At 37.8% G+C, this 23,683-nt stretch carries 22 protein-coding genes; 13 read left to right on the top strand and 9 right to left on the bottom strand.

Features of this window, described 5'->3' with window-relative positions; translation table 11 throughout:
• Positions 1 to 137: 137 nt before the first annotated feature.
• On the bottom strand, positions 138 to 1,481 hold the full coding sequence (gene gdhA, locus I597_RS03765; protein WP_035326496.1) for an NADP-specific glutamate dehydrogenase: 1,344 nt from the start codon (positions 1,479 to 1,481) through the stop codon (positions 138 to 140).
• Positions 1,482 to 1,686: 205 nt separating this feature from the next.
• Here gdhA and I597_RS03760 point away from each other — a divergent pair, with 205 nt between their 5' ends.
• Positions 1,687 to 2,529 (top strand): THC0290_0291 family protein, encoded by an 843-nt coding sequence (locus I597_RS03760; RefSeq protein WP_035328937.1) that lies wholly within the window; start codon positions 1,687 to 1,689, stop codon positions 2,527 to 2,529.
• A gap of 44 nt (positions 2,530 to 2,573) precedes the next feature.
• Here the strand turns inward: I597_RS03760 and I597_RS03755 are convergent, their stop codons facing one another.
• Positions 2,574 to 3,713 carry a cystathionine gamma-synthase gene (locus I597_RS03755; protein WP_035326494.1) on the bottom strand — a complete coding sequence of 380 codons (1,140 nt, stop codon included), beginning with the start codon at positions 3,711 to 3,713 and terminating at the stop codon, positions 2,574 to 2,576.
• Between the two features lie 254 nt (positions 3,714 to 3,967).
• Between I597_RS03755 and I597_RS03750 the strand changes: the two genes are divergently transcribed.
• Together I597_RS03750 and I597_RS03745 are read left to right on the top strand one after the other, a co-directional pair.
• Positions 3,968 to 5,215 (top strand): T9SS type A sorting domain-containing protein, encoded by a 1,248-nt coding sequence (locus tag I597_RS03750; RefSeq protein ID WP_052111881.1) that lies wholly within the window; start codon positions 3,968 to 3,970, stop codon positions 5,213 to 5,215.
• 85 nt (positions 5,216 to 5,300) lie between these two features.
• Positions 5,301 to 6,023 (top strand): hypothetical protein, encoded by a 723-nt coding sequence (locus I597_RS03745; protein WP_035326491.1) that lies wholly within the window; start codon positions 5,301 to 5,303, stop codon positions 6,021 to 6,023.
• Here the strand turns inward: I597_RS03745 and I597_RS03740 are convergent.
• The gene (locus I597_RS03740) at positions 6,013 to 6,477 is read right to left on the bottom strand and encodes a DinB family protein (RefSeq protein ID WP_035326488.1); all 465 of its coding nucleotides are present in this window, start codon (positions 6,475 to 6,477) and stop codon (positions 6,013 to 6,015) included. The two genes, I597_RS03745 and I597_RS03740, sit on opposite strands and share 11 nt — an antisense overlap.
• Before the next feature lie 84 nt (positions 6,478 to 6,561).
• Between I597_RS03740 and I597_RS03735 the strand changes: the two genes are divergently transcribed.
• The 4 genes from I597_RS03735 to I597_RS03720 all read left to right on the top strand — a co-directional run bounded on the left by I597_RS03735 (position 6,562) and on the right by I597_RS03720 (position 9,485).
• The gene (locus tag I597_RS03735) at positions 6,562 to 6,918 is read left to right on the top strand and encodes an arsenate reductase family protein (protein WP_035326483.1); all 357 of its coding nucleotides are present in this window, start codon (positions 6,562 to 6,564) and stop codon (positions 6,916 to 6,918) included.
• 6 nt (positions 6,919 to 6,924) lie between these two features.
• Positions 6,925 to 7,818, top strand: coding sequence for a DMT family transporter (locus I597_RS03730; protein ID WP_035326480.1), 894 nt, complete (start codon positions 6,925 to 6,927; stop codon positions 7,816 to 7,818).
• Positions 7,811 to 8,941 carry a peptidogalycan biosysnthesis protein gene (locus tag I597_RS03725; protein ID WP_052111879.1) on the top strand — a complete coding sequence of 377 codons (1,131 nt, stop codon included), beginning with the start codon at positions 7,811 to 7,813 and terminating at the stop codon, positions 8,939 to 8,941. Before I597_RS03730 ends, I597_RS03725 begins: the two co-directional genes overlap by 8 nt.
• 175 nt (positions 8,942 to 9,116) lie before the next feature.
• Positions 9,117 to 9,485, top strand: a complete 369-nt coding sequence (locus tag I597_RS03720) for a nuclear transport factor 2 family protein (RefSeq protein WP_035326478.1) — start codon at positions 9,117 to 9,119, stop codon at positions 9,483 to 9,485.
• 48 nt (positions 9,486 to 9,533) lie between these two features.
• Here the strand turns inward: I597_RS03720 and I597_RS03715 are convergent, their stop codons facing one another.
• Positions 9,534 to 10,010 (bottom strand): acyl-CoA thioesterase, encoded by a 477-nt coding sequence (locus tag I597_RS03715; RefSeq protein ID WP_035326477.1) that lies wholly within the window; start codon positions 10,008 to 10,010, stop codon positions 9,534 to 9,536.
• A 219-nt stretch (positions 10,011 to 10,229) separates the two neighbouring features.
• On the opposite strand from I597_RS03715, the gene I597_RS03710 reads away from it, so the two are divergent.
• Entirely contained in the window at positions 10,230 to 11,198 is a 969-nt protein-coding gene (locus I597_RS03710; protein WP_035326475.1) for a YheT family hydrolase, read from the top strand.
• A 48-nt stretch (positions 11,199 to 11,246) separates the two neighbouring features.
• Complete coding sequence (gene azu / locus I597_RS03705; RefSeq protein WP_035326473.1) at positions 11,247 to 11,753, top strand: azurin; 507 nt, start codon at positions 11,247 to 11,249, stop codon at positions 11,751 to 11,753.
• A gap of 75 nt (positions 11,754 to 11,828) precedes the next feature.
• On the opposite strand, the gene arfB is transcribed toward azu, so the two are convergent.
• Genes arfB through I597_RS03695 form a run of 3 tightly spaced genes read right to left on the bottom strand, consistent with a single transcriptional unit; the run spans position 11,829 to position 13,321 of the window.
• Entirely contained in the window at positions 11,829 to 12,230 is a 402-nt protein-coding gene (arfB, locus tag I597_RS03700; RefSeq protein ID WP_035328931.1) for an alternative ribosome rescue aminoacyl-tRNA hydrolase ArfB, read from the bottom strand.
• Positions 12,223 to 12,360, bottom strand: a complete 138-nt coding sequence (locus I597_RS14545; RefSeq protein ID WP_081964996.1) for a DUF2256 domain-containing protein — start codon at positions 12,358 to 12,360, stop codon at positions 12,223 to 12,225. The genes arfB and I597_RS14545 overlap by 8 nt, the downstream gene beginning before the upstream one ends.
• A gap of 10 nt (positions 12,361 to 12,370) precedes the next feature.
• Positions 12,371 to 13,321 (bottom strand): NAD-dependent epimerase/dehydratase family protein, encoded by a 951-nt coding sequence (locus I597_RS03695; protein WP_035326470.1) that lies wholly within the window; start codon positions 13,319 to 13,321, stop codon positions 12,371 to 12,373.
• Positions 13,322 to 13,432: 111 nt separating this feature from the next.
• Between I597_RS03695 and I597_RS03690 the strand changes: the two genes are divergently transcribed.
• The 4 genes from I597_RS03690 to I597_RS03675 all read left to right on the top strand — a co-directional run bounded on the left by I597_RS03690 (position 13,433) and on the right by I597_RS03675 (position 20,266).
• A complete protein-coding gene (locus tag I597_RS03690; RefSeq protein WP_035326467.1) occupies positions 13,433 to 14,035 on the top strand; it encodes a hypothetical protein in 603 nt (200 codons plus the stop codon).
• Positions 14,036 to 14,050: 15 nt separating this feature from the next.
• The gene (locus I597_RS03685) at positions 14,051 to 14,560 is read left to right on the top strand and encodes a nuclear transport factor 2 family protein (RefSeq protein WP_035326464.1); all 510 of its coding nucleotides are present in this window, start codon (positions 14,051 to 14,053) and stop codon (positions 14,558 to 14,560) included.
• A 139-nt stretch (positions 14,561 to 14,699) separates the two neighbouring features.
• Positions 14,700 to 18,101, top strand: coding sequence for a T9SS type A sorting domain-containing protein (locus I597_RS03680; protein ID WP_035326458.1), 3,402 nt, complete (start codon positions 14,700 to 14,702; stop codon positions 18,099 to 18,101).
• Positions 18,102 to 18,205: 104 nt separating this feature from the next.
• Positions 18,206 to 20,266, top strand: coding sequence for a M13 family metallopeptidase (locus tag I597_RS03675; protein WP_035326454.1), 2,061 nt, complete (start codon positions 18,206 to 18,208; stop codon positions 20,264 to 20,266).
• A gap of 101 nt (positions 20,267 to 20,367) precedes the next feature.
• Here the strand turns inward: I597_RS03675 and I597_RS03670 are convergent, their stop codons facing one another.
• On the bottom strand, positions 20,368 to 21,171 hold the full coding sequence (locus I597_RS03670; protein ID WP_035328929.1) for an SDR family oxidoreductase: 804 nt from the start codon (positions 21,169 to 21,171) through the stop codon (positions 20,368 to 20,370).
• A 41-nt stretch (positions 21,172 to 21,212) separates the two neighbouring features.
• Positions 21,213 to 23,576, bottom strand: coding sequence for a M28 family peptidase (locus I597_RS03665; protein WP_035326451.1), 2,364 nt, complete (start codon positions 23,574 to 23,576; stop codon positions 21,213 to 21,215).
• Positions 23,577 to 23,683: the final 107 nt, after the last annotated feature.

Genomic DNA, 23,683 nt, shown 5'->3' with positions numbered 1-23,683 from the left:
GCACAGAAATGGAGCGAGGTAATGTCCTTAGTTATTATGGATAGCATTGCGCTTTCGCGAAAGCGTGACAACACCCAAAAAAAAAATCAGACAGCCTGAGCTGTCTGATTGTAATACTATATTATGTGTGTGACTTATTATACTACTCCTTGAGCTAGCATAGCATCTGCCACTTTTACAAATCCGGCAACGTTTGCTCCTTTTACGTAGTCTACATAACCGTCTTCATCTTTTCCATACTCTACACACGCTTCGTGTATGTCTAGCATAATCTTGTGAAGTTTTTGATCTACCTCTTCTGCAGTCCAGTTAAAACGTAAACTGTTTTGAGACATTTCAAGTCCAGAAGTTGCAACACCTCCTGCGTTTGATGCTTTTCCAGGTGAGAAAAGAATTTTTGCATTATGGAAAACTTCTATAGCTTCTGGCGTACAAGGCATATTTGCACCTTCGGCAACGCATATACATCCGTTATCTACTAGTGTTTTTGCCTCATCTCCATTAAGTTCATTTTGTGTAGCACAAGGAAGTGCAACATCTACCTTAGTAGACCAAGGTCTTTGTCCCTCGTGGTACTCTGCGCTTGTGTATGTATCTACATACTCGCTTATACGACCACGTTTTACATTTTTAAGATCCATAATAAACGCAAGCTTATCTGCATCTATACCATCTTTATCATAAATGTAACCTCCAGAGTCTGACATAGTCACTACTTTACCACCTAGTTGTGTTACTTTCTCTGTAGCATACTGGGCAACGTTTCCAGATCCAGAAACTGCTACTGCTTTACCTTCAAAAGTTTCACCTTTAGTCTTAAGCATACTTTGTGCAAAGTATACATCACCATAACCTGTCGCTTCTGGACGCATTAAAGAACCGCCGTACGTAAGACCTTTACCTGTAAGTACTCCAGTAAACTCGTTACGAAGTCTCTTGTACTGCCCAAACATATAGCCTATCTCACGACCGCCTACTCCTATATCTCCAGCAGGTACGTCTGTGTTAGGACCTATGTGACGAGCTAGCTCGCTCATAAAGCTCTGGCAAAAACGCATTACCTCTGCATCAGACTTCCCTTTTGGGTTAAAGTCAGATCCTCCTTTACCACCACCCATAGGTAATGTAGTAAGACTGTTTTTAAACACTTGCTCAAACCCTAAAAACTTAAGGATACTCAAGTTTACAGAAGGGTGAAAACGAAGTCCTCCTTTATATGGCCCTATAGCACTGTTAAACTCTACACGGTATCCTCTATTTACTTGAATCTCTCCAGAGTCATCTGTCCAAGGCACTCTAAACATAATAGTGCGCTCTGGCTCAACCATTCGCTCTAAGAGTTTCTTACCCTGGTATTTTGGATTTTTTTCTATAAAAGGAATTACAGTTTCTGCCACCTCGTGGACTGCCTGCATAAATTCTGGTTCATTTGGGTTGCTCTGAGCAACATAATCGACAAATTTTTTAATGCTGTCTGACATAAAAGGTATCTATTATGACAATGCTTTAAACATTGTTCTGTTAGAGCTACAAATATACATTATCCTTGATTTTTAGCGTGTTTTTTTTAGAATATCATAATTAAATATGTAATTGTAAGATTAAACTTACTTAAAATATCATTTTAACTCAAAAAACTCGATGTTTGACATATTTTTATATATTTGCTCACCTAATTACCTACTTATGAGAGCCAAGTACCTACTACTGGCATTATTATTAATGATGATCACACAGCAGGGCTTAAATGCTCAGTTTGGGTTTTCACACGAACTTGGCGTTATAGCCGGTCCAGTTGCGTTTCAATCTGATTATGGAGAGCGTAGTAATGTTGAGACCAACCTTGGTAATGTAGGCTTTGGTGTGGGGATAGTGCACTACCTAAACTTTGCCTATCAAGCAGACTGTAACTGTTACTCAAAGTACACCTACTTTAATGATCACTTTAAGGTACGAAACGAAATAGATTTCCATATAACAAACTTAGAAAACTTTGGCCCAGAGGCGAGTGATAATGATTTTGGGGGTATGCGACTTCGTGCACATACAGGTAGAACTCAAGTACTAGAGATAGGTTCACAGCTAGAATACTTCCCTATGAGCATACGTGACTTCTCTGCTGGAGCCTATAAGTTTGCTCCATATGTAAGTGTAGGAGCTCACTTTGTTTCCTTTAATCCTAGTGCTACAACTTCACTACGCGAGGATGGTAATATCTTTGGACAAGTACTCAATCCTTTTACAACAGACCCTACAGATACGGGACCTGCTATTATAGAAGGATTTAATGTAGGTGAAGGGCAAATGGGCACAGGTATAGATACCCGTGTGGGGGATACTTGGGCAATCACTTGGAGTGTAGGTACTCGTTACAAATTAGGTATCTTAAGTGATCTTAATATAGATTTGAGATGGCACTACTACACATCAAACTGGGTAGATGGACTTAATCCAGACCCAAGACCTGTAAACAGAGTAAACGACTGGATATTCTGGATGAATGTAGGGTATATTTATTACCTAGATTAAAATACTAATATGGTGTAGCGTTACGCCTTCGCGAAAGCGGAATACTACCCAAGAGCCTGCTTAAGATCTTTTATTAAATCATCTACATCTTCTATCCCAACACTTAGTCGTATTAATGAATCTGTTAAGCCTATTTTGAGTCTATCTTCCTTGGGTATTGCAGCGTGCGTCATTGTGGCTGGGTGACCGGCTAGACTCTCAACCCCTCCAAGACTTTCGGCGAGCGTAAATATTTTTAAATTTTTTATAACCTTAAGTGCATCTTCTGTACTATCTCCATAGGAGGAAAATGATAACATCCCTCCAAAATCCTTCATTTGTCTGGCAGCAATATGATGGCTAGGGTGGTCTTCAAAACCTGGCCAGTACACATTTTCTACTTTAGGGTGATTTTTGAGATAATGGGCAATTGCACACCCGTTTTGGCAATGCCTTTCCATACGCACGTGCAAGGTTTTTATACCCCGCAGCGCGAGAAAAGCGTCTTGAGGACCGCATATAGCTCCAGAAGCATTTTGAATAAAATAAAGCTTTTCTGCTAGCGTCTTTTCATTTACAATGAGCGCTCCCATTACTAGATCACTGTGGCCTCCTATATATTTTGTAGCGCTATGCATCACAATATGCGCCCCCAGATCCAGAGGAGTCTGAAGATATGGAGTTGCAAACGTATTATCTACAGCAAGGAGTATGTTATTTTGATTTGCAAGTTTGGCGACGGCTTGTATATCAAAAATGTTCATCATCGGGTTTGTGGGAGACTCCATCCAGATCATCTTTGTATTTTTTGTGATACGAGTTTTGATATTTTGAATATCACTCATATTTACAAAATGGAAGGTAATACCGTAACCTTCGTAAACCTTAGTAAATAAGCGAAAAGAACCACCATAAATATCATTTGTAGTGATAACCTCGTCACCAGGTTTAAGTAGCTTCATTACCGCATCTATCGCAGCCATACCTGAAGCAAATGCCATACCAAATGCTCCATTTTCTATACTTGCGAGAGATTGCTCAAGTGCGTGACGTGTAGGGTTTGCAGATCTACTATAGGCATATCCTTTATGATCTCCCGGTGACTGTTGAGCATAAGTAGATGTCTGATAAATGGGTTTCATCACAGATCCATAAGCTGCATCTGGCTGCTGGTTACCGTGTATGGTTTTAGTATTAAATTTCATAGAGAGATTTTTATATAACAAAGCTACTTAACTCAAGTAGGAAGATAAAGTGCAGTGCAAAACAAATAATTAAGGAATAACTAACTATTTAACATACTAACGTTTGTTATTAAACATTTTGTAAGATTTTATTCACAATACCCTCCAATTTAATGACCATTTAACGAAAAAAAACAAATTAACCTATGTTAAAAAACCTGTGTTAGCACAAATAACTTATATTTAACACTTTGATAACCTTAAACAATATTAGTATGAAAAAAATTACTCTTGCATTTTTAATGCTTTTTACCAGTTTAATTGCAATCGGTCAGTGTGATTACACACTAGAACTTAATGACAGTTTTGGTGACGGTTGGAATGGAAACTCCATTGATGTTATCGTAAATGGCACAATCATTTTAGACGATGCTACACTAGATGCTGGAAGTCAAGGCTTTGAGACTTTTAGTGTTACAGATGGTGATGCTATTACATTTACTGTAGACGACTCTGGTTCTTTTGATGGAGAAGTTTCTTATCGTATACTTAATAATGTAGACCAAGAAGTAGGAACTGGTAATCTCGTAGATGTACCAACAGAAATTACTGCAAACTGTATAGACTGTACTCCAGGTGCCGCAATGGTTGAAGTTTTTGGAGATTGTGATAACGGTGAATTTAGCGTTGTTGTAAATATTACTGATTTTGGAGACGCAACAGAATTTGTTGTAACAACAAACTATAATAGTCTATCAGAAACAATTACAGATACCGGTGCAACTTTGCTTGGGCCCTTTAATGTAAGTGAGACTGCAATAGAGGTTACTCTTACACCACAAGATGCTGATTGTGTTCTTACATATGAAAGAGAAATCCCTTGCCCACCTTCTAACGACGAATGTTCTGGAGCAAGAGGATTAGGTGATGGGCAAACTACACTACAAAATATCTCAAACGCGACACCAGATACAACGGGATGTGGAGATACTGGCGGAGCTGCAGTATGGTATTTTGTTAATGATGGAGGAACAGCCACTGAAGTGACCGTTTCTACCGCTGGATCAGACTTTGATACTATCATTGCATCTATCACTGGTGATTGTGATAACCAAGTTTGCGGTGAGGTGAATGATGATGCAAACGGAACATTACAAAGTGAACTTACATTTACAACTCCAGGAACTGGGGAGAATGTTTATATAGTAGTTCTAGGTTTTGGTGGTGCTACTGGAAACCTTCAAATTAGTGCTACTGGAGATGGTCTATTATCTACTGGAGAATCTAACCAACTAGATGGATTTACAATGTTTCCTAATCCAGCCCAAGAAGTTCTTAACGTAAGTAATACATCTATTATTGAAAACGTAAAAGTGTTTAACTTACTTGGTCAAAAAGTTTTAGATCAAAACCTTCAATCAACACAAAATCAAATAAATGTTTCAGAATTAACGCCTGGCGCTTACTTAATACAAGTAACTGCAGAAGGTCAAACAGGAACTTACAAGTTTATCAAGCAATAAGCTTTATAAGCTAACTTTTTTTAAAAGGCTACTCATATATATGAGTAGCCTTTTTTTATTGGAGCCTTAACCCTACTTTTATCTAATGAAAAAACATCTGGCTCCCCTGCTGCTTATTATTATTTACATCACCACTGTAAGTTGTGAGAAAGAAATTGTTTATGAAACAAACAGCACTCACTACACAACTAGTGATATAAACATATGCGCCACGCAGCACTGTCCAGATATAGATATTGAGATTATTACCTTCACTTCACCTGAGACGGTAAAAGACTTTGCAAATAAGTGGATTCTTGACAAGACAACTTCCACTTTGTATAATGCTTCTAATGTGCCAGACCTTAGCATAACAGATGCAATAGACCTATACATTAATGAATCTCAAATTTCATATCCCGAAACTACTGAGCTCTCTGATGCTCACGAAATTCAAATAGAAACAGCGCTCTCATATGGGACTAATAATTTACTCTCCATTGTGCACTATACCTATCAATTTTCTGGCGGTGCTAGTGGGTATGATACAGCTAGCTATCTCAACCTAAATCCACAAAATGGAGAGCTTTTATCAAAAGAAGCACTATTTACAGAAGATTTTTACGCTTTCGCGAAAGCGTACTTCACAAAAGAATACCCCCAGCAGGAGCATTTATTTAATGTACTCACATTTAATGAAAACCTACAAGAAGTAGGATTTACCGAAGACGGCGTAATTCTTAATTATGCAGAGGTAGATGCATTATATACGGAGAATATGGTGGTTACTATACCTTGGAACGAAACGGAAAGTTATCTTACTTTTTAAGAAGTTTTGACAACTGTATAACGCACCCTAAGTGTAAGCCCTCGTGATAATTATTAAATTCCAGAGCTTCTCCGACGTTAGTAAGTGTACCGCCCGTAGTAGATAGTGTGTATTCTTTAAAGTCTTTAAAAAGTCCAGCTTCATAATCTTCTTGTAACTCTGCTAGTGTTGTAAACAAGAGTGTATGCATTTGTGCCACCTCTTCTTGAGTAACTAGCCCTTCTGGCTTTGTACCTTTTCTATAGCGATCTATAAATGCCATATCAAGCCTAGGTTTAAGCCCAGACAGCCCGTATGTAAGAAGTTGCTGTGTGGCGATGCTATGACCTATATTCCATATAATATTATTATTAAAACCCTCTGGAATTGTGTTAAGCTCCTCTGTAGTATGATTTTTAATGAAGCGTTCTAAAAGTTGTCTACTTTTAAGACAGATATCAAAGGTATAGGTCATAATGTCTAATTTTTGTCTAAAAATAATTCATTTTAGATGAGTTAGATGGTAATTTTGTAAAGTAATTTAATAAGCCACCATATTTTGAAAAAAATCATACACTTAGCTACTTGCAACACTTGCCAGCGTATTATTTCTGAAATAAACCCGTCTAGTGACGTTGTATTACAAGACATTAAAACCGACCCTCTTACAGAAGAGCAAGTTGTGGCTATGAAAGAAATGAGCGGTAGTTATGAGTCGCTTTTTAGTAAACGAGCACAACTCTACCGTAAACGTAGTCTTAACGAGCAATCTCTCTCTGAAGAAGATTTTAAAAATCTTATACTTGAACATTATACTTTTTTAAAGCGCCCGGTTATGATTGTAGATAATCAAATTTTTGTAGGTAATAGCAAGAAGGTGGTTGCTGCTGCTGTTGAGGTATTTTCAAAAGTATAAAAATCTATGAGTAAGCGTCATCTCGCATTTCTTGCTGCCTTTGGCGCTAGTTTTATATATGGTGTAAACCATACGCTGGCAAAAGATCTTATGCCCACATACATTGAAGCATATGGGTTTATTATGCTTAGAGTGTTAGGCGCAGCGATACTATTCTGGATTACAAGCTTGTTTTTACCCTCAGAAAAGATTGACCGTAAAGACTGGTGGCGCATTATACTTTGTGCTCTTTTTGGGATGACTATTAATATGCTTATGTTTTTTAAGGGTTTACAGCTATCTACTCCTATAAACAGTAGTGTGGTCATCACCCTATCTCCAGTTATCCTTCTTATTCTATCGGCTTTATTTTTAAAAGAAAAAATCACTTGGCTCAAAGGGTCTGGTATTGCTATAGGCCTAGTAGGAGCACTTATTCTTATATTATTTGGAGCAAAAACTCAAGCTAATGCGCCCAATATACCTCTAGGTAACACGCTATTTATAATAAATGCCATTGCCTACTCCGTCTATCTGATTTTAGTAAAACCACTCACGGCCAAATATGCCTCGGTCACACTTATGAAATGGTTTTTCTTAATCGCAGTATTTACAAACGCACCCATTGCCTTACCTCAATTTCTCGAAGTACAGTGGTTTACTTTGCCACCTTCTGTTATAGGTGTAATGCTGTTTGTAGTAATAGGCACCACATACTTAACGTACCTATTTAATGTATTTGCCCTGCGACAGCTCAAACCTTCTACGATAGGAGCCTTTATCTATATACAACCACTCATAGCAACGCTTGTAGCTATTATACTAGGAGCAGACACCCTCACTACTATAAGAGTAGTAGCAGCTACGCTTATTTTCTTAGGTGTATATTTAAGTACAAAACGAAAAAAAGCAAGTGTCTAATTATACGTGCACATCATATTCAAGTATAAATGATATAGATGATCGTGTATTTATAACACTAGACAGTCAGGACACTTTCTATTTTTCAAAACCATTCTTACGAGCGTTTGAAAAGGCAAACCCGCTTATTACATACACCTACCTTCTATTTTCTCTCAATGACAAACCCGTAGCTCTTGCCATAACCCAGGCAATAGATATCTCATTAGGTATGGCTTCAGAGAAAGTGCCACTCACCCAGCAACTAGCACGCAGTATACAATGCTACCTAAGCGGAAAGAAAACACATACACTAGTGTGTGGAAATATCTTTCTGAGCGGTGCATATGGTCTTTATGTAAAAACCGGTATAGATAAAAGAAGTGTGTATGATACGCTTTCGCGAAAGCTAAAAAAGCTCTCTACACCAAAAAAACCAAGCCTCTTTTTCCTAAAGGACTTTAATGCTACCGAAGATGCATCTGCTAGCATCGCAGAAAAAGAAGACTTTCAATCTTTTACGGTAGAACCAAATATGAGGCTACGTTTAAGGTGGAAAGACTTTGACAGTTATAAAAATGCCTTAAAATCTAAGTATAGAGTAAAGGTTAATAGAGCAGATACATTGAGTAAAAACCTAACTGTACAATCGCTATCTGCATCAGAAATAAGAAGCAATAAAGACAGTTTACAGCTGCTATATAATAATGTAACTAGCAAAGCTGTTTTTAACACCCTAACTATTACAATAGAGACCTATGCATTGCTAAAAGATGCTTTTAAAGACCGTATCATTTTTAAAACCTATAGTAGAGATGGGATGCTTGTGGGATTTTCGACCGCTTTTATTGTAGATGATGTGCTTGATGCACATTTTATAGGACTCAACTACGAGTTTAATAAAACAGATGCCGTCTACCAAAGAATGCTTAACGATTATATAAGACAAGGCCTCTCATTAGGGGTGAAAGAAATCAACTTAGGCAGAACAGCATCTGAAATTAAAAGTACTCTAGGTGCAACGCCAGAACAGCTTAGATGTTATATAAAACACCGCCGTACAGTTGCAAATATGTTATTTAAACCTTTTGTGCGTCAGATTAAAATGACAGAATACAAACAACATACTCCATTTAAAAACTAGTAACTAGTTTAAAAAACAAACTATTACATATAGTTGTCTGTCTTATAAATTTCCCTCAAGATAATAAATTATGTTAAAAATTTAACATTCAATATGAGTTTTAGCCTGTGTTTTCTTGTTCATTTTACTAATATGGTCGCTATATTTACAAGAACAACCTAACAATCAATATATTATGAAAACACAAGAAATCGCAAATAACTTAGTAAAGTGGTGCAATAATGGCGAGTATGATAGATGTTATAAAGAGCTTTATAGCCCAAATATTGTGAGTTTAGAACCATCGTGGGCAGAACACTCAAGATCTGAAGGTATGGAAGCCGTAGGAAAAAAAGGAGAATGGTGGGAAAACACTTTTGATGTACATAGCACTACTGTAAGTGAGCCTACAGTGGCAGAAAACTGGTTTTCTGTTAGATTTGATATGGATACTACTCATAAGCCTAGCGGGCAACGCAGTAAATCTTCAGAAATAGCAGTATATCAAGTAAAGGATGGAAAAATTGTTCAAGAGCAATTCTTTTATGATATGCCTGGACAATAGCAGTATAATTATAGGAGCAGCATCATACTGCTCCTATAATTTTTTTTATTACTCTCTATCTCTAGGCGCCTGCCCGTGAGATCTCATATCTTCTTTTGTTAAGACTTTATAGTCTGATGTTTTTGGGGCATTTTCGAGCATAGGCATTAATGCTTCTGGAAGGCCAGTAGTTTTACGTGTGGTAAGATCTATCCAAGCTCCTTGCATACTTCCGCGAGCAAGGTTTCTTCCTTTATAATCATAAAAGTTATGTACAAACTTAAAGAACATACCATCCTCACTAGCTCCTCCTAACTCAAAGGTCACAGTGATAGGTCTACCTTGAAAAGCTTCTTTAAAAAAGAATATTTGCTCGTGAAAAATCACTGGCCCTATATTATGTTGCACCATCTCCTTCTGGCTTAAACCATTCTCTATCATAAAGCCCATACGAGTATGAGACATAAAGTTTACGTAAGCAGAGTTTGCTAGGTGGCGATTTGCATCTATATCACTCCATCGTATATCAAATTCTTTTGTGTACATATATAAATTGTTCTAATTAAATCAAGTTTGTGACAATACCGTCTAGTCGTAAAATTACAATAATCGCTTCTTTGAGGTACAGTAGTTTTCGATAAAAATATCTTAATAAGCTTTTACAGGATGACTATATATAGGTATTAGCCTCTCATAATTATGTAATTTTGTCTTAGTAGTATGTTGTACTACAAAATGTTAAATATATAAAGCTACATACCCTAAATGCCCATAGTTTCATCAAATTTTCGCGCAAGCGGACTATTTAAAGATGCTCATTTTTCTACCATTTACTCTGCAAAAATTAGGCGCGTAAAAGGGGTTAAACAGTCTAGAGAGCGTTTTGAACTTCCCGATGGTGACTTCATAGATATAGACTGGACAAATGCTCGAGTTTCAAGAAAAAATCAAAAGGTGGCTGTTCTCTTTCACGGCTTAGAAGGTGATGCACAGCGTCCTTATATGCTAGGCACAGCAAAGTTATTAAGCACAAATGGCTATGATGTTGCCGCTGTAAATTTACGGGGCTGTAGCGGCGTGCAAAATAGACTCTACCGGTCTTACCACAGTGGAGAAACGGGTGACATTGCATTTATTGTAGAAACACTTGTTAAGCGTAAATATGAAAAAATAGGGCTCTACGGTGTGAGCTTAGGAGGTAATGCTGTTTTAAAATACCTAGGAGAGCATACTAATATCCCTACAGAAGTTAAAGTAGCCTCCTGCATAGGTGTACCCGCAGATTTACGTATGTCTCTTGAGCAATTATCAAAAAAAGAAAATGTCATTTATCGCACTTCCTTTTTAGTACACTTACGTGCAAAGTATAGAAAAAAAATGTCTCGCTTTCCTGAGAAAATGAGTAGGCAGTCATATAAGAAGATTAATAGTTTACAATCTTTTGACGATATATACACCGCGCCCGCTCACGGGTTTGAAGATGCACTAGATTATTATGCAAAAGCAAGTAGCGCTCAGTTTATAAAAAATATTAAAGTCCCTACTCTTATCCTTAATGCAAAAAATGATAGTTTTTTACACGGTGACTGCTACCCTATAGAACAAGCAAAACAGTCTGACATCTTACATTTAGAAATGCCAGATCACGGAGGGCACGTGGGCTTTTATATGAAAGGAGAGTATTACTACAATGAGTTACGCACCTTTGACTTTTTTAAAAATTATATTGAGTAAAAAGCTGTTGTTGATTATCTTTAGAAACTTAAACTAAACTGAACTACTATGAAATTTAAAGGAATTATAGCTGCTCTTGCACTTGCAGGACTTATGATAAGCTGCGGCGGCGAAGAGAAAAAAGCCGAAAAAGAAACCGTAAAGATAGGCTCAAAAAAGACAACCAAAAAAGATGATGGAAAATCTGTAAATCTTGCACTTGCAGGAAATGACCAGATGAAATATGACAAGAGCGAACTTAAAGTTAAAGCTGGTCAAGAAGTGACTCTTACACTACGTCATACAGGAAAAATTGACAAAAAAATAATGGGTCACAACTTTGTACTACTTAAGCCAGGAACGTCTATTCCAGAATTTTCGGCAGCAGCGGCAGCAACTGGAGAAGCTGGTGACTGGATTGCAAATGAAGATCAAATCATTGCTCATACTAAGATGATAGGTGGTGGGCAGTCTACTACTGTAACCTTTACCGCACCAGAGGCTGGAACATATGATTTTATATGTAGCTTTCCAGGTCACTCAGGACTTATGAAAGGAAAATTTATTGTAGAGTAATCTACATTATTTTAAAATTAAAAGCTCTGTAAACGCATTGTTTACAGGGCTTTTAATTTTTCTACATCAGCTCTTCTAAAACTCTGGTCGCTTGCGATTTGCCTTTTTTTCTGACTGTTCCTTTTTGGCTTTAAGGCGTTTTAGCTTGGCAAGTTTAGAAGGCCGCTTTTTCTTTCTCACTTTAGGTACTTGTATGGCAACCTCTAGCAAAGAGAAAAAGCGCTTTATGACATCCTCTTTATTTTTATGCTGGCTACGTGATGCTTGTGAAGCAAGCTGCAGCACCCCTTCCTTAGTGAGTCTGTGAGCGAGCTTATCAGTAAGGCGTACTATTTCTTCTTCTGTAAATGCAAGGGTTTCTGGTAACGACCAGCTCAACTCTATTCTAGAACTTGTTTTATTTGCGTGCTGTCCACCCGGGCCACTGCTTTTTGAAGCCTTAAATGATAATTCTTGTAAGAGCTGTTCTCTATGCACTGTTTTTATTTCTTCGGCAGCGCTCGCTGCAGTAAATGACCTCTGCCCAGTTTTTCTCCCACTTTTTACGCCAGGCAAATGGACGTTTACAAACGGGACAATCTTTTGTGGGGAGGTCTCTCTTTTTCACGTAAGTGTATTTATTTATATCGTTCTTCTAGATTATCGAGCATTATTTTTGTGATGGCATCTAGGTCAAATTTATGCTCCCAGCCCCAGTCTTTGCGCGCAATACTGTCATCTATAGACTCCGGCCAAGAGTCTGCAATGGCCTGTCTAAAGTCTGGCTCATAGCTTATCTCAAAGTTAGGTATTACCTTTTGTATACTTGCTGCAACATCTTCTGGAGCATAACTTACTCCGGCTAGATTATATGATGAGCGTACTTTTATATTCTTTTTTGGCGCATCCATAATACCTATGGTTGCCCTTATGGCATCATCCATATACATCATAGGTAATATTGTTCCTTTATTGAGGAAGCTACGGTACTGACCGTGTTTTAAAGCTCTATGATAGATGTCTACAGCATAGTCTGTCGTACCACCTCCTGGCTCTGTTGTATAACTTATAAGGCCTGGGTAACGTATACTACGTACATCTACGTCATATTTATTATGATAATACTCACACCAGCGCTCTCCTGTTTGTTTTGAAATCCCGTATACGGTAGATGGCTCCATAACGGTAAGTTGTGGTGTATCTTGTGCAGGTGTAGTTTCTCCAAAAACAGCTATACTAGACGGCCAGAACACTTTTTTTATTTTTTTGTCTTTTGCTAGGTTAAGCACGTTAAAGAGAGAAGTCATATTAAGATGCCACGCCTTTGCAGGAAAACGCTCTGCAATAGCGCTAAGCATTGCTGCCATTAAATAGACTGTATCTACTTTATATCTAAAAATAACATCTTCTACTGCTGCAAGGTCTGTAGCATCTAGTAGTTCAAAATGCCCCTCACCCATTATGTCTTCATTACCCTCGCGTATATCGCTGGCAACTACCTTATCTGCACCAAATCTGTTTCTTAATGTAAGTGTAAGCTCAGTCCCTATCTGGCCGCAAGCTCCTATAATGAGTATTCTAGATTTCATATGTGTGTGTTTTGAAGTACGCTTTCGCGAAAGCGTAAACAAACTTAGTCATAATTATTGCTCGCATATACGCATTTGCCCTACTTTTGTTATGTCCTTAGTATTTAAGTTATGAGATTTTTATCTGTTGTATTATTATTTCTTTTTGTTCTCGCTATAAGTGCTTGTGACGAAAAACAAACTCCTCAAGAGGTTACCACCACAGATAAAATAGATGCAAGAGATACTTTATCTATTGCAAAACCTACAAATCTAAAGCCTAAAATAGGACTCACACCACAAGCAAGAGAAGGTGTGGCAAACTGGCCATTATATAGAGATCTATCTGTAGTGATAGATAGTTTACAGATACCTACACTTGGCGTTTTAAAAAATAAGATTCAAAAATTTGACAACCTATATGAAGCAAAGGCAGAAGCAGAAGAGGCAGAGGTACAAGTGACTCCTAAAGAAACATTGTCTAACGCAATACAAGCAAGACTCATTACCATCGAGACAAAGGTAAAAGTGCTTAAAAATGAAGCTTTTTTAAACAACCCAAACTCAGAAACACTGTCTAAGCAAATAGGAGATTTACATAATGCCTACCAGGATCTCAATTTACAACTCAATGAGGCGTTCAACACAAACTTTAGAGATTTACTAGAAGAAATAAAACTTGAGAATGAAGAGCCTGATGGTGATGGGGAAGAAAAAGAAATTCTTGAAGATTAATAAATACAGTAAATTATGAAATTTATAGCTACCCTTTTTGTCCTTATAAGCATTACTACAACTACACTTGCACAAGATAATGACTCTATTGAGACATCTATCACAACAGCCTTAGATGCGTGGCATCAAGCAGCATCTAACGCAGATTTTGATGCTTATTTTGGTTTGATGACAGATACTGCCATTTTTGTAGGAACAGATGCAACAGAAATTTGGGATGTGAAGGCTTTTAAAAATTATTCAAAACCTCATTTTGACAAAGGTCGTGCTTGGTCATTTAAAGCCATAGATAGAAATGTGTACGTAGAGGGATTAAACCCAAGTATTGCTTGGTTTGATGAACATTTAGAAACACAAATGGGGATTTGTAGAGGCTCTGGGGTTCTAAAAAAAGTAAACGGCAACTGGCAGGTTCACCACTATGTACTATCTATTGCAGTACCTAACGAAAATGTGTCTGAACTTACTAAAATCAAAAGTGAATGGGACAGTCTTTACATAAAGAAGATGCGCAAAAAAGACTAATCAAACCACCCGTTTATTGTTAAAACCGCAGTGTTTTAATCCTTTTGCTGATATTTTTTAAGTTTTTTGGCTGTTTTATAAGTGAATAATTGTGTAGAATAAAATTCCTGTATTATATTTATTGCCTAATAAAACTACAATGAAAAAACTACTACTACTAGGCTTCTGCCTAGTCACGGGAGTATCTGTTGCTCAAATAGGTACATCTGCCCCGTGGATGGAAATTTTTAACAATCCTAACCGAACCACAGAACCCACTTTTCAAGAAATTGTAAATGCTTTTGAACTGTATTGGCAAGACAAAGATGAGACCGTAAAAGGAAGCGGTTACAAACCATTTAAAAGATGGGAATCCTTTCACCAAAATTATCTTAATGATGATGGTACCGTAATGACTCAAAAGCAACTTTGGGACGTATGGCAAGAACTAAATAGCTCTTCACGTGCGGCACAAACAGATGAGAGCGACTGGGTAAACATAGGCCCTCTTACTCATACTAATACAGGCTCTTGGTCTGCAGGTCAAGGTCGTGTAAATGCGATAGCTGTAGACCCAACAAACCCTGCTGTTATTTATATAGGTGCTCCAGCTGGAGGTATCTGGAAGTCTACAGACACAGGTGCCACGTGGACACCTCTTACAGATCAATTACCACAAATAGGAGTGTCTGGTATCGCTATTGATCCTACCGATAGTAATATCATATACATTGCCACTGGTGATGATGATGCTGGTGACTCTACAAGTATAGGCGTGATGAAATCTACAGATGGTGGTGTTACTTGGAACACCACAGGTCTTAATGAAAGTAATTCACCTTTAACAATGAATGAGATTTACTTTGACCCTGCAGACAATAAAACACTATGGCTTGCAACTAGCGATGGTGTTTATAAAACGACAGATAGTGGTCTAACTTGGGAAAACAAAATCACAGGCGACTTTGATGACTTAAAAGTAAAACCAGGAAGCTCTGATGTGCTGTATGCAGCTACTTCAAATAGAGTTTATAGATCTCTAGATGCTGGAGAAACTTGGACAAACATATCTGCTGGAGTCATTACTGGTGCAGCAAGACTCGTACTAGATGTAACCCCAGCAAATCCAGAAGTACTCTATGTATTTAGATCTGATTCAAGTTTTGGTTCTGGATCAATATTTAAATCTACAAATAGTGCAGATAGCTTTATAGAAACTTTTACTGGAGATCAAGATATTTTCCAGAGTACGCAAGCCTGGTTTGATATGGCGTTTGCCGTTTCAGACACAAATGAAGACGAAATTTACACAGGAATACTAAATGTATGGAAATCTACTAATGGTGGCGCAAACTTCACACAACTTAACGACTGGAGTTCCCCAAATCAAGCAGCATATACCCACGCAGATATTCATAACCTACGATTTATAAACGGAACTCTTTATTGCGGTAGTGATGGTGGTATTTACACATCTACAGATGGTGGCGCTAGTTTCACAAGCATTACAGATGGTCTAGCGATAGGACAATTTTATAGAATAGATGTAGCCGCTACAGATGCTTCTCTTATTTCTGGAGGATTACAAGATAACGGTGGCTATGCTCGCCTTAACGAGCAATGGCAAAACTATTATGGAGCAGATGGAATGGAGAATGTATTTGATCCAAATGACCCAAACAGAGTTTACGGATTTATACAAGGTGGCGGTGGCCCTTATTTTTCAAATAATGGAGGAGCATCACTCGCAGGAGCTTTTAACGCTCCAGAAAATGGTAACTGGATAACACCTCTAGCCTTTGCAAAAGATAGTAGACTATATGCGGGATATACTAGTCTTTATGAATTAGATTTTTGTTCTAATACTTGGGTACAACGTTCATCATCATTTGGGACTCGTATTGACCATCTTGAAACAGACCCAAATAATGCAGAGATAATGTATGTCGCAGTTGATAATCAACTATACAAAAGTTCTGACAGTGGCGAGAATTTTGATTTCGTGACTAATTTTTCAAATAATATATCTTCACTTGAAGTGAAATATGGAGACAGCTCGACTATATATATAGTAACTGCTGGAACTTCAGGTAGAGTATATCAAGGCACAATTACAGGAGTAGATATTGTTGCAACTGAAATTACGGGGTCATTACCAGAAGTGCCAAAACTTGTAATTAAACACCAAAATTTGCACTCTCAAAATCCACTTTACTTAGGTACAGCGCTAGGAGTATGGAGGTATGATGATGTTACAAACGACTGGGAGACCTTTGATAATGGATTACCTAATACTGCTGTACGTGACTTAGATATTAATGAGTCTAATGGTATTCTTACGGCAGCTACCTACGGTCGTGGTATCTGGCAAACTAATATAGATTCAGAGCCCATAGCCCTAGATATCGCTACTACTTCATTAGCACCTATAGGTAATCAAGCCCTCTCTTGTGAAGAAATCCCTACAGAACTTACTTTTATAAATAGTGGTACAGATGTAGTTACAACTGCTACCATAAATTATCAAGCTGGTGGTATTTCAAATTCAATAGATTGGTCGGGATCACTTGCATCACAAGAGTCTACTACAATTGAGTTGCCAGTGCTAGGACTCTCTACAGGGACATATGAGCTTGTGGCAGAAGTTATATTAAATGGTGATCAAGTAGTAGATAATAATGACTCAAGAACCATTCTAGCCGTAAACGCAGTAGGAGAAGGAGATCTTATTAATGACTTTGAAACAGATGAAGATGCACTTCTTGTACTTACTGAAAATAGTAATGCAAGTAATTGTGACTCTAGTAACACAACCTGGCAAAGAGGGATCCCTTCGGGCCCAGCTCTTAATCAAGCAGCATCTGGTCAGAATGTATATGCGACTAACTTAGGTGGTGATCACGGTGATAATATCAAAGAATTTTTAACTACTAAATGTTATGACATATCTGCACTAGAAGTACCTCAAATTTCATTTCAGATGGCTTTTGAGCTAGAAAATGATTGGGATATTATGTATATGGAGTATACTACAGATAATGGCGTTACTTGGAATATATTAGGAACAGCAAATGACCCTAACTGGTATAACAGTGATACCTTACCAGGTAACAACTGCTTTAACTGCCCAGGAGCACAGTGGACGGGTGACAACGACACATCGCTTAACGAGTATAGCTATGACCTTACTGCCTTTGCTTCAGAAACAAGTATGATTTTTAGATTTGTTTTCCACTCAGATCAGAACACGGTGAGAGAAGGTGTATTATTAGACGATTTACAAATAGGTCTTGAGCCACTTGCTATAGATGAGGTTTCTATTTCAGGTCTTAGCATTCACCCAAACCCCTCAAATGGCGTCTTTAACATCAACTGGTCACAAGGAACTCCGCTTACTATAGAAGTTTATGACATCTTAGGTAAGGTAGTTGTAAAACCTATTACAACCACTGCGGGAGAGACAAACTATCCCTTAGATATGAGTTCATTTGCTACCGGCTTATATTTACTTAAACTCAATACAGGTACAAAGCAAATAACCAAAAAGCTGATACGTAACTAACTAATCAAGCCCTCTTTTAAGAGGGCTTTTTGTTTTATTAACTTTGTAACAATCCAAAATTAATAACGTCTTATTCAGATATAATTTCAAACACTCATAACACTATGAAACTTTATAAATCGGTTGCAATTGTAGCCTCTTGCGCGCTTACTCTGGTAAGTTGTAAAACAGAAGGTCCAAAAGACGAAGCCAAAACAGAAGAAATTCCAGGTATCGTACTTGAAAATATGGATACTTCTGTAACTCCTAATCAAGACTTTTACAACTACGTAAATGGCTCTTGGATGAAAAACACAGAGATACCCGATGATCGTACAAGCTGGGGAGGCTTTTCTGTACTACGTAAATCTACAGATGCAGATGTTCTTGCTATACTTGATGAAGCAGAAAAAAGCGGGAAGTACACTGCTGGCACAGACCAAGCAAAAGCACTAGCAATCTTTAATACAAAGTTAGATACGCTTGCGCGAAATGAAGCCGGATTAAAACCATTACAACCAGCACTAGATGATATAGCTGCTGTCACAAACCTCACAGAGTTACAAACCGTACTTGCTACAAACCCTGCAGTATCTTCTCCATTTTTAAGTATAGGTGCTGGAGCAGATCTTAATGATAGCTCAATGAATACAGTTTATCTAGGCGCAAATGGTTTAGGTCTTCCAGACCGTGACTATTACATCTTAGAAGACAGTAAGTCTAAAGAAATACGTGTAGAATACAAAAAGCACATTGCAAGAATGTTACAAAAACTAGGTGACTCTGAAGTAGATGCCACAGCAGCTGCAGAAAAAATTCTTGAGATGGAAACTGCACTTGCTATACCTAGACTAGATAAAGTAGAAAGCCGTGATGCTCGTAACTTCAATAATCGACGTTCTGTAGAAGAGGCAGATGCAATGCTTACATCTGTAGATCTTAAAAAGATGATTAAAGACTTAGGCATCAAAAAAGAATTTGACACCCTCACGGTAACACAGCTTAAGTATACTGCAGCCTTAGACAAATTTTTAAATAACACATCTATTGAAGATATACAAACACTCGTACGCTGGGATACTTTTAATAGTGCTGCCGGTAGACTAAGTACTGATGTTGAAACAGCAAACTGGGAGTTTTATAGTAAATACCTAAGCGGTGCAAAAAAGCAACGCCCAGCAGATGAGCGTGCGCTTGCAACTGTAAACGGCACTGTAGGAGAAGCTTTAGGACAACTATATGTAGATGCAAAGTTTCCTCCAGAGGCAAAAGCAAAGGCAGAAACAATGATTGCAAACGTGATTGATGCTTATAAAAACCGTATCCAGAATTTAGACTGGATGGGAGAAGAGACTAAAGAAAAAGCAATCGAAAAGCTTGATAAATTTACAGTTAAGATTGCATATCCAGACAAGTGGGAAGATTACTCTACAATGGAAGTATCTGCAGATAAGACCTATTTTGAAAATATGACAGCTGTAGGTAAATGGGGTCAACTTAAAAATTATGAAGATATAGGTGAACCTGTAGATAAATCTAAGTGGGGAATGTCACCACAAACGGTCAATGCATACTTCAACCCGCTTAACAATGAGATTGTTTTCCCTGCAGCAATATTACAGCCACCATTTTACAACTACACGGCAGACGAGGCTGTAAATTATGGAGGAATAGGTGCCGTAATAGGTCACGAGATTTCACACGCCTTTGATGATAGTGGAGCACGTTTTGATGCAGATGGAAACCTAAAAAACTGGTGGACAGAGTCAGACCTTGAGGCTTTCACAAAACGTGGTAATGCTCTTGCAGAACAATACAGCAATGTAGAAGTACTAGACAGCGTTTTTGTAAACGGTAAGTTTACATTAGGTGAAAATATAGGTGATCTAGGAGGCGTACTGGGGGCTTATGACGGCCTTCAGAAATACTATGCAGAAAATGGACGTCCAGAAAACATAGACGGCTTTACGCCAGAACAACGTTTCTTTATGTCTTGGGCAACCGTATGGAGAACTAAGAGCCGTGATGAAGCTTTAAGAACACAAATCAAGACAGACCCACACTCTCCAGGGATGGTGCGTGCTGTACAACCTTTGCTCAATGTAGATGCTTTTTATGAAGCATTTGATATAAAAGAAGGAGATGCAAATTACCTAGCTCCAGAAGATAGGGTGCGTATTTGGTAATACAAACGCTTTTTAAACTTAAAAAACCGTCTCAAATAGGGACGGTTTTTTTTTTATGCTTTCGCGAAAGCGTACTTAAACTATTTTATGGTTATAGCAATCTATAAATCAACCTGAAACTCGTAATTCAAAACGGGTTTTACAACTACACTATTTACCTCTTTAAATGTGGCTGTATCCTCGTCTATGTACTCTGGAGGCTCAAGACCTAGTTCTTGTGCTTGCTGTGTATAATATTCCTTTTTTGACGGGTGGCTAGGTGCAACGGCATTTATAATATGACCGAAGGCGTCCTGCTTTATAATAGCCATTAAAATGCCTATACAATCATCTCTATGAATCATATTTACGGGAGCCTTACCATTAGTAAGCCCCTTACGACCAGCGAGAAACTTAACAGGATTTCTGTTCCCTCCAAAAAGCCCTCCAAACCGTACAACTGTAGTCTTAAAAGCACTGTTGTTAAAGAAAATTTGCTCTACATCGTGTAATTGCTTGCCAGCGTTAGTCTCAGGTCTAGGCGCAATTTTTTCTGTAACTACACCCTGTGAGTCATCATATACTGAGGTACTGCTTACTAGGATGACTTTTTCTATTTGTGATTTTTCTACTTGATGTAAAAAGTGAGCCATTTTAAGTGCATAGTTTGCTCCAGTATTTCTACGCAGCCCCGGAGGAATCATTATCATAAGCACATCGGTATCCACCAGTAAGGTGTCTACAAGTCCAGACACACCAGCCTCTGCTATAACAACAGGATAAGCTGTAATGCCACTTTTTGTAAGTGCTTTTGCCTTCTCTGTATCTGTGACACTACCTTTTACTTGATATCCAAAAAGTTTGAGATGAGATGCAAGCGGTTGTCCTAACCACCCTAGTCCTGCTATTGTTATTCTTTTATTCATAGGCTTTCCCTGCATATAGGGATTATATAAAAAGGCAATTATTATTCTTGTAATTGCAATGTGTCGTTTTGAGAAGTAGCAAAGGCTAGTTCATCTACGTTTATGACGCGTTCTTGTATAATTGCATCGTTTACTATAAAGGGTTTTGGCATCATTGTCTTTGGTCTTGTTGAGACAGTAAATTTAGGATGCTCGAGTAAGTCAAAAGAGTATTCTCTAAAACTTATTTTTGGATCTGCTCCTGCGGGTATTGTAAAGCTAAATTCTAGCTCTTCACCTTCACCCATATAATAACTTAATAGCGCATTTGTCCTACGTTTTTTATATAAGGTCTCTGTGCTATCTGGCTTGTACTCCTTCTTGTTATAAGATAGCATTTTAAATGGTGTGTCCTTATCTGCGAAGAGGCGTATTCTATTAATACGTCGCTGTGGTCTTATGCTCAACGTTACCTCTCTATTTCCATCTACAACCTCATCCTTTTCTTTGATAATGATAGTTTCTTCAAGGTCTATAACTGAGGTTTCCTTTGCATAGCTAAAGGAAGTATTATACTTGCTTCCAGAAGCATTTGTGATATACTCACTGGCAGCTTTGGGGTTAGACCCTAGATATCCCTCTACCCAATTATCTATATAATCATCATAGGTGACCCAGTAAGCATTACTATCACTATCATTTTGATAATATAATAAGCTATTAGGCTTTTGTCGTTCCTGTGTATAATCAGACTTTGCGTGTGCTACTCCTAAAAATACAAACGTAAGTATTAAACCTATATAACCTAAAAAGCGCTTACTCTTGTAATAGCCAATTACGGGTAATGATAAACCAAATACTAGCACTGTAAAAAGTATAGAAATCCAGTATGCAGATGGTCCTAAACCTACAGGAAAGAATTGTACTAAAGGTGAAAAAACAAATATCCCTGGCGCTACTAAAAGCAGCATTAAAATAACGCTTAGTTTCTTTTGCTTGATCATTATAAAAAAGGCTACAAGGCCAAATAATAATGGAATAATAAAGTAGCCAGCCCCTTTGAGATATATAGCGACCAGTATATTTATAATAACCCACAAAGCAAGTGGGGCTACATAAGTACTTACTGTATGTTCTAGTTTACATAAACGACTATATACGCCGAAGCTAAACGCTAGTGACATCATCACAAAAGCAATCGTATACCAGTGACCATTATAAATAAATACTGGCAACATATCATTATACTGAGGGTATAATGATGGCATTAACCACACAAATATTTGTAGAAGTAGTAAAGCACATCCTAGGGAAATAAAAAGTGCTAAAAAACCTCGCCCTACAGGACCTCCCCTTAACTTTTTATCTCTAAAACCTTTAATTAATAAAAGTATGAACACTACCAAGGCAATAATAGCCATAGGTAATACCCAAGCAAACGGATATGAAACAAAGGTAAATAGTGGTGTATCAAAGTAAACTCGATCTTGAGTAGACTTTATAGTAGATAAATCTACTTGAGCAAAATGCTTTATAAGCGGCAGCAAGTACTGTCCTTGATGCTCAAGTGTGCGCGGGTCAAGGTTATTTACATTATCATTTACCGTATGATAATTATAATGACTGTCTATAAAAGCAAAGAAAAAACCTGGTATATCACCATCTTCACGGAGCACTGTAGAGTCTGTATCATTAGGTAGCATTTTATATATACTATACATTAATGATGTAGCCACGGGGTACTCAAGTCCAGCCTTCTCAAACTCTTTAATGAGATTTTCATTACCCCCATTAGTCTCCACAATCATATTAGAAGGTCCAGAAGAGCCTCTAGCTTCAAAGTTTAAGGCAATACCCACATCTTTTGCCCAAGGGTGTTCTTTTACAAATAACGTAGCACCGTCTAGACCTAACTCTTCAGAGTCTGTAAATAGCACGATAATATCATTTTCTGGCTCAACTCCAGCTGCTAGATAGGCTCTTAAACTTTCTAACACAGTCACCACTCCAGACCCCGCATCGCTCGCCCCGTGAGACTTACTATGTGGAGCACTATCATAATGCGACATTAATAATACTGCCTTACCCGTGCCGGTTCCTTTATAACGTGCCACTATATTTTTTGGCTTTACTAAGGTACTTGATCCCCACCAAGAGTCTAGTACATATCCCTCTTGCACAGAAGTCTCAAGACCTAGTTTCTTAAGCTCATCTATAATATACCCACGCACTTCTGCGTGTGCAGGTGACCCTACATAGTGAGGTTTTTGAGAGATTACTTTGAGTTGGCTCATTGCACGTTCTGTAGAGAACTCAGTGAGTGGTACATCTCCAGAAGATGCCGTCTCTGGTAAAAGCGATTTAAAGCTTAACCACACAAGAAAGAGGAGTACAAATAATGAGAAGAAATGTTTAAGGCGTTTCATTTGCTATTGGTTTGGTGCTTGTAAAATACAAATTTATAGGTTTGGAGTACGCTTTCGCGAAAGCGTAACACAACTTATTAAATATAAATGACTAACTTTAAGACAAC

The sequence above is a fragment of the Dokdonia donghaensis DSW-1 genome, from assembly GCF_001653755.1.
Classification (GTDB): Bacteria; Bacteroidota; Bacteroidia; order Flavobacteriales; family Flavobacteriaceae; genus Dokdonia; species Dokdonia donghaensis.
Note: the sequence above shows the minus strand (reverse complement) of the source record. Positions and strands in the feature narration are given on the sequence as shown.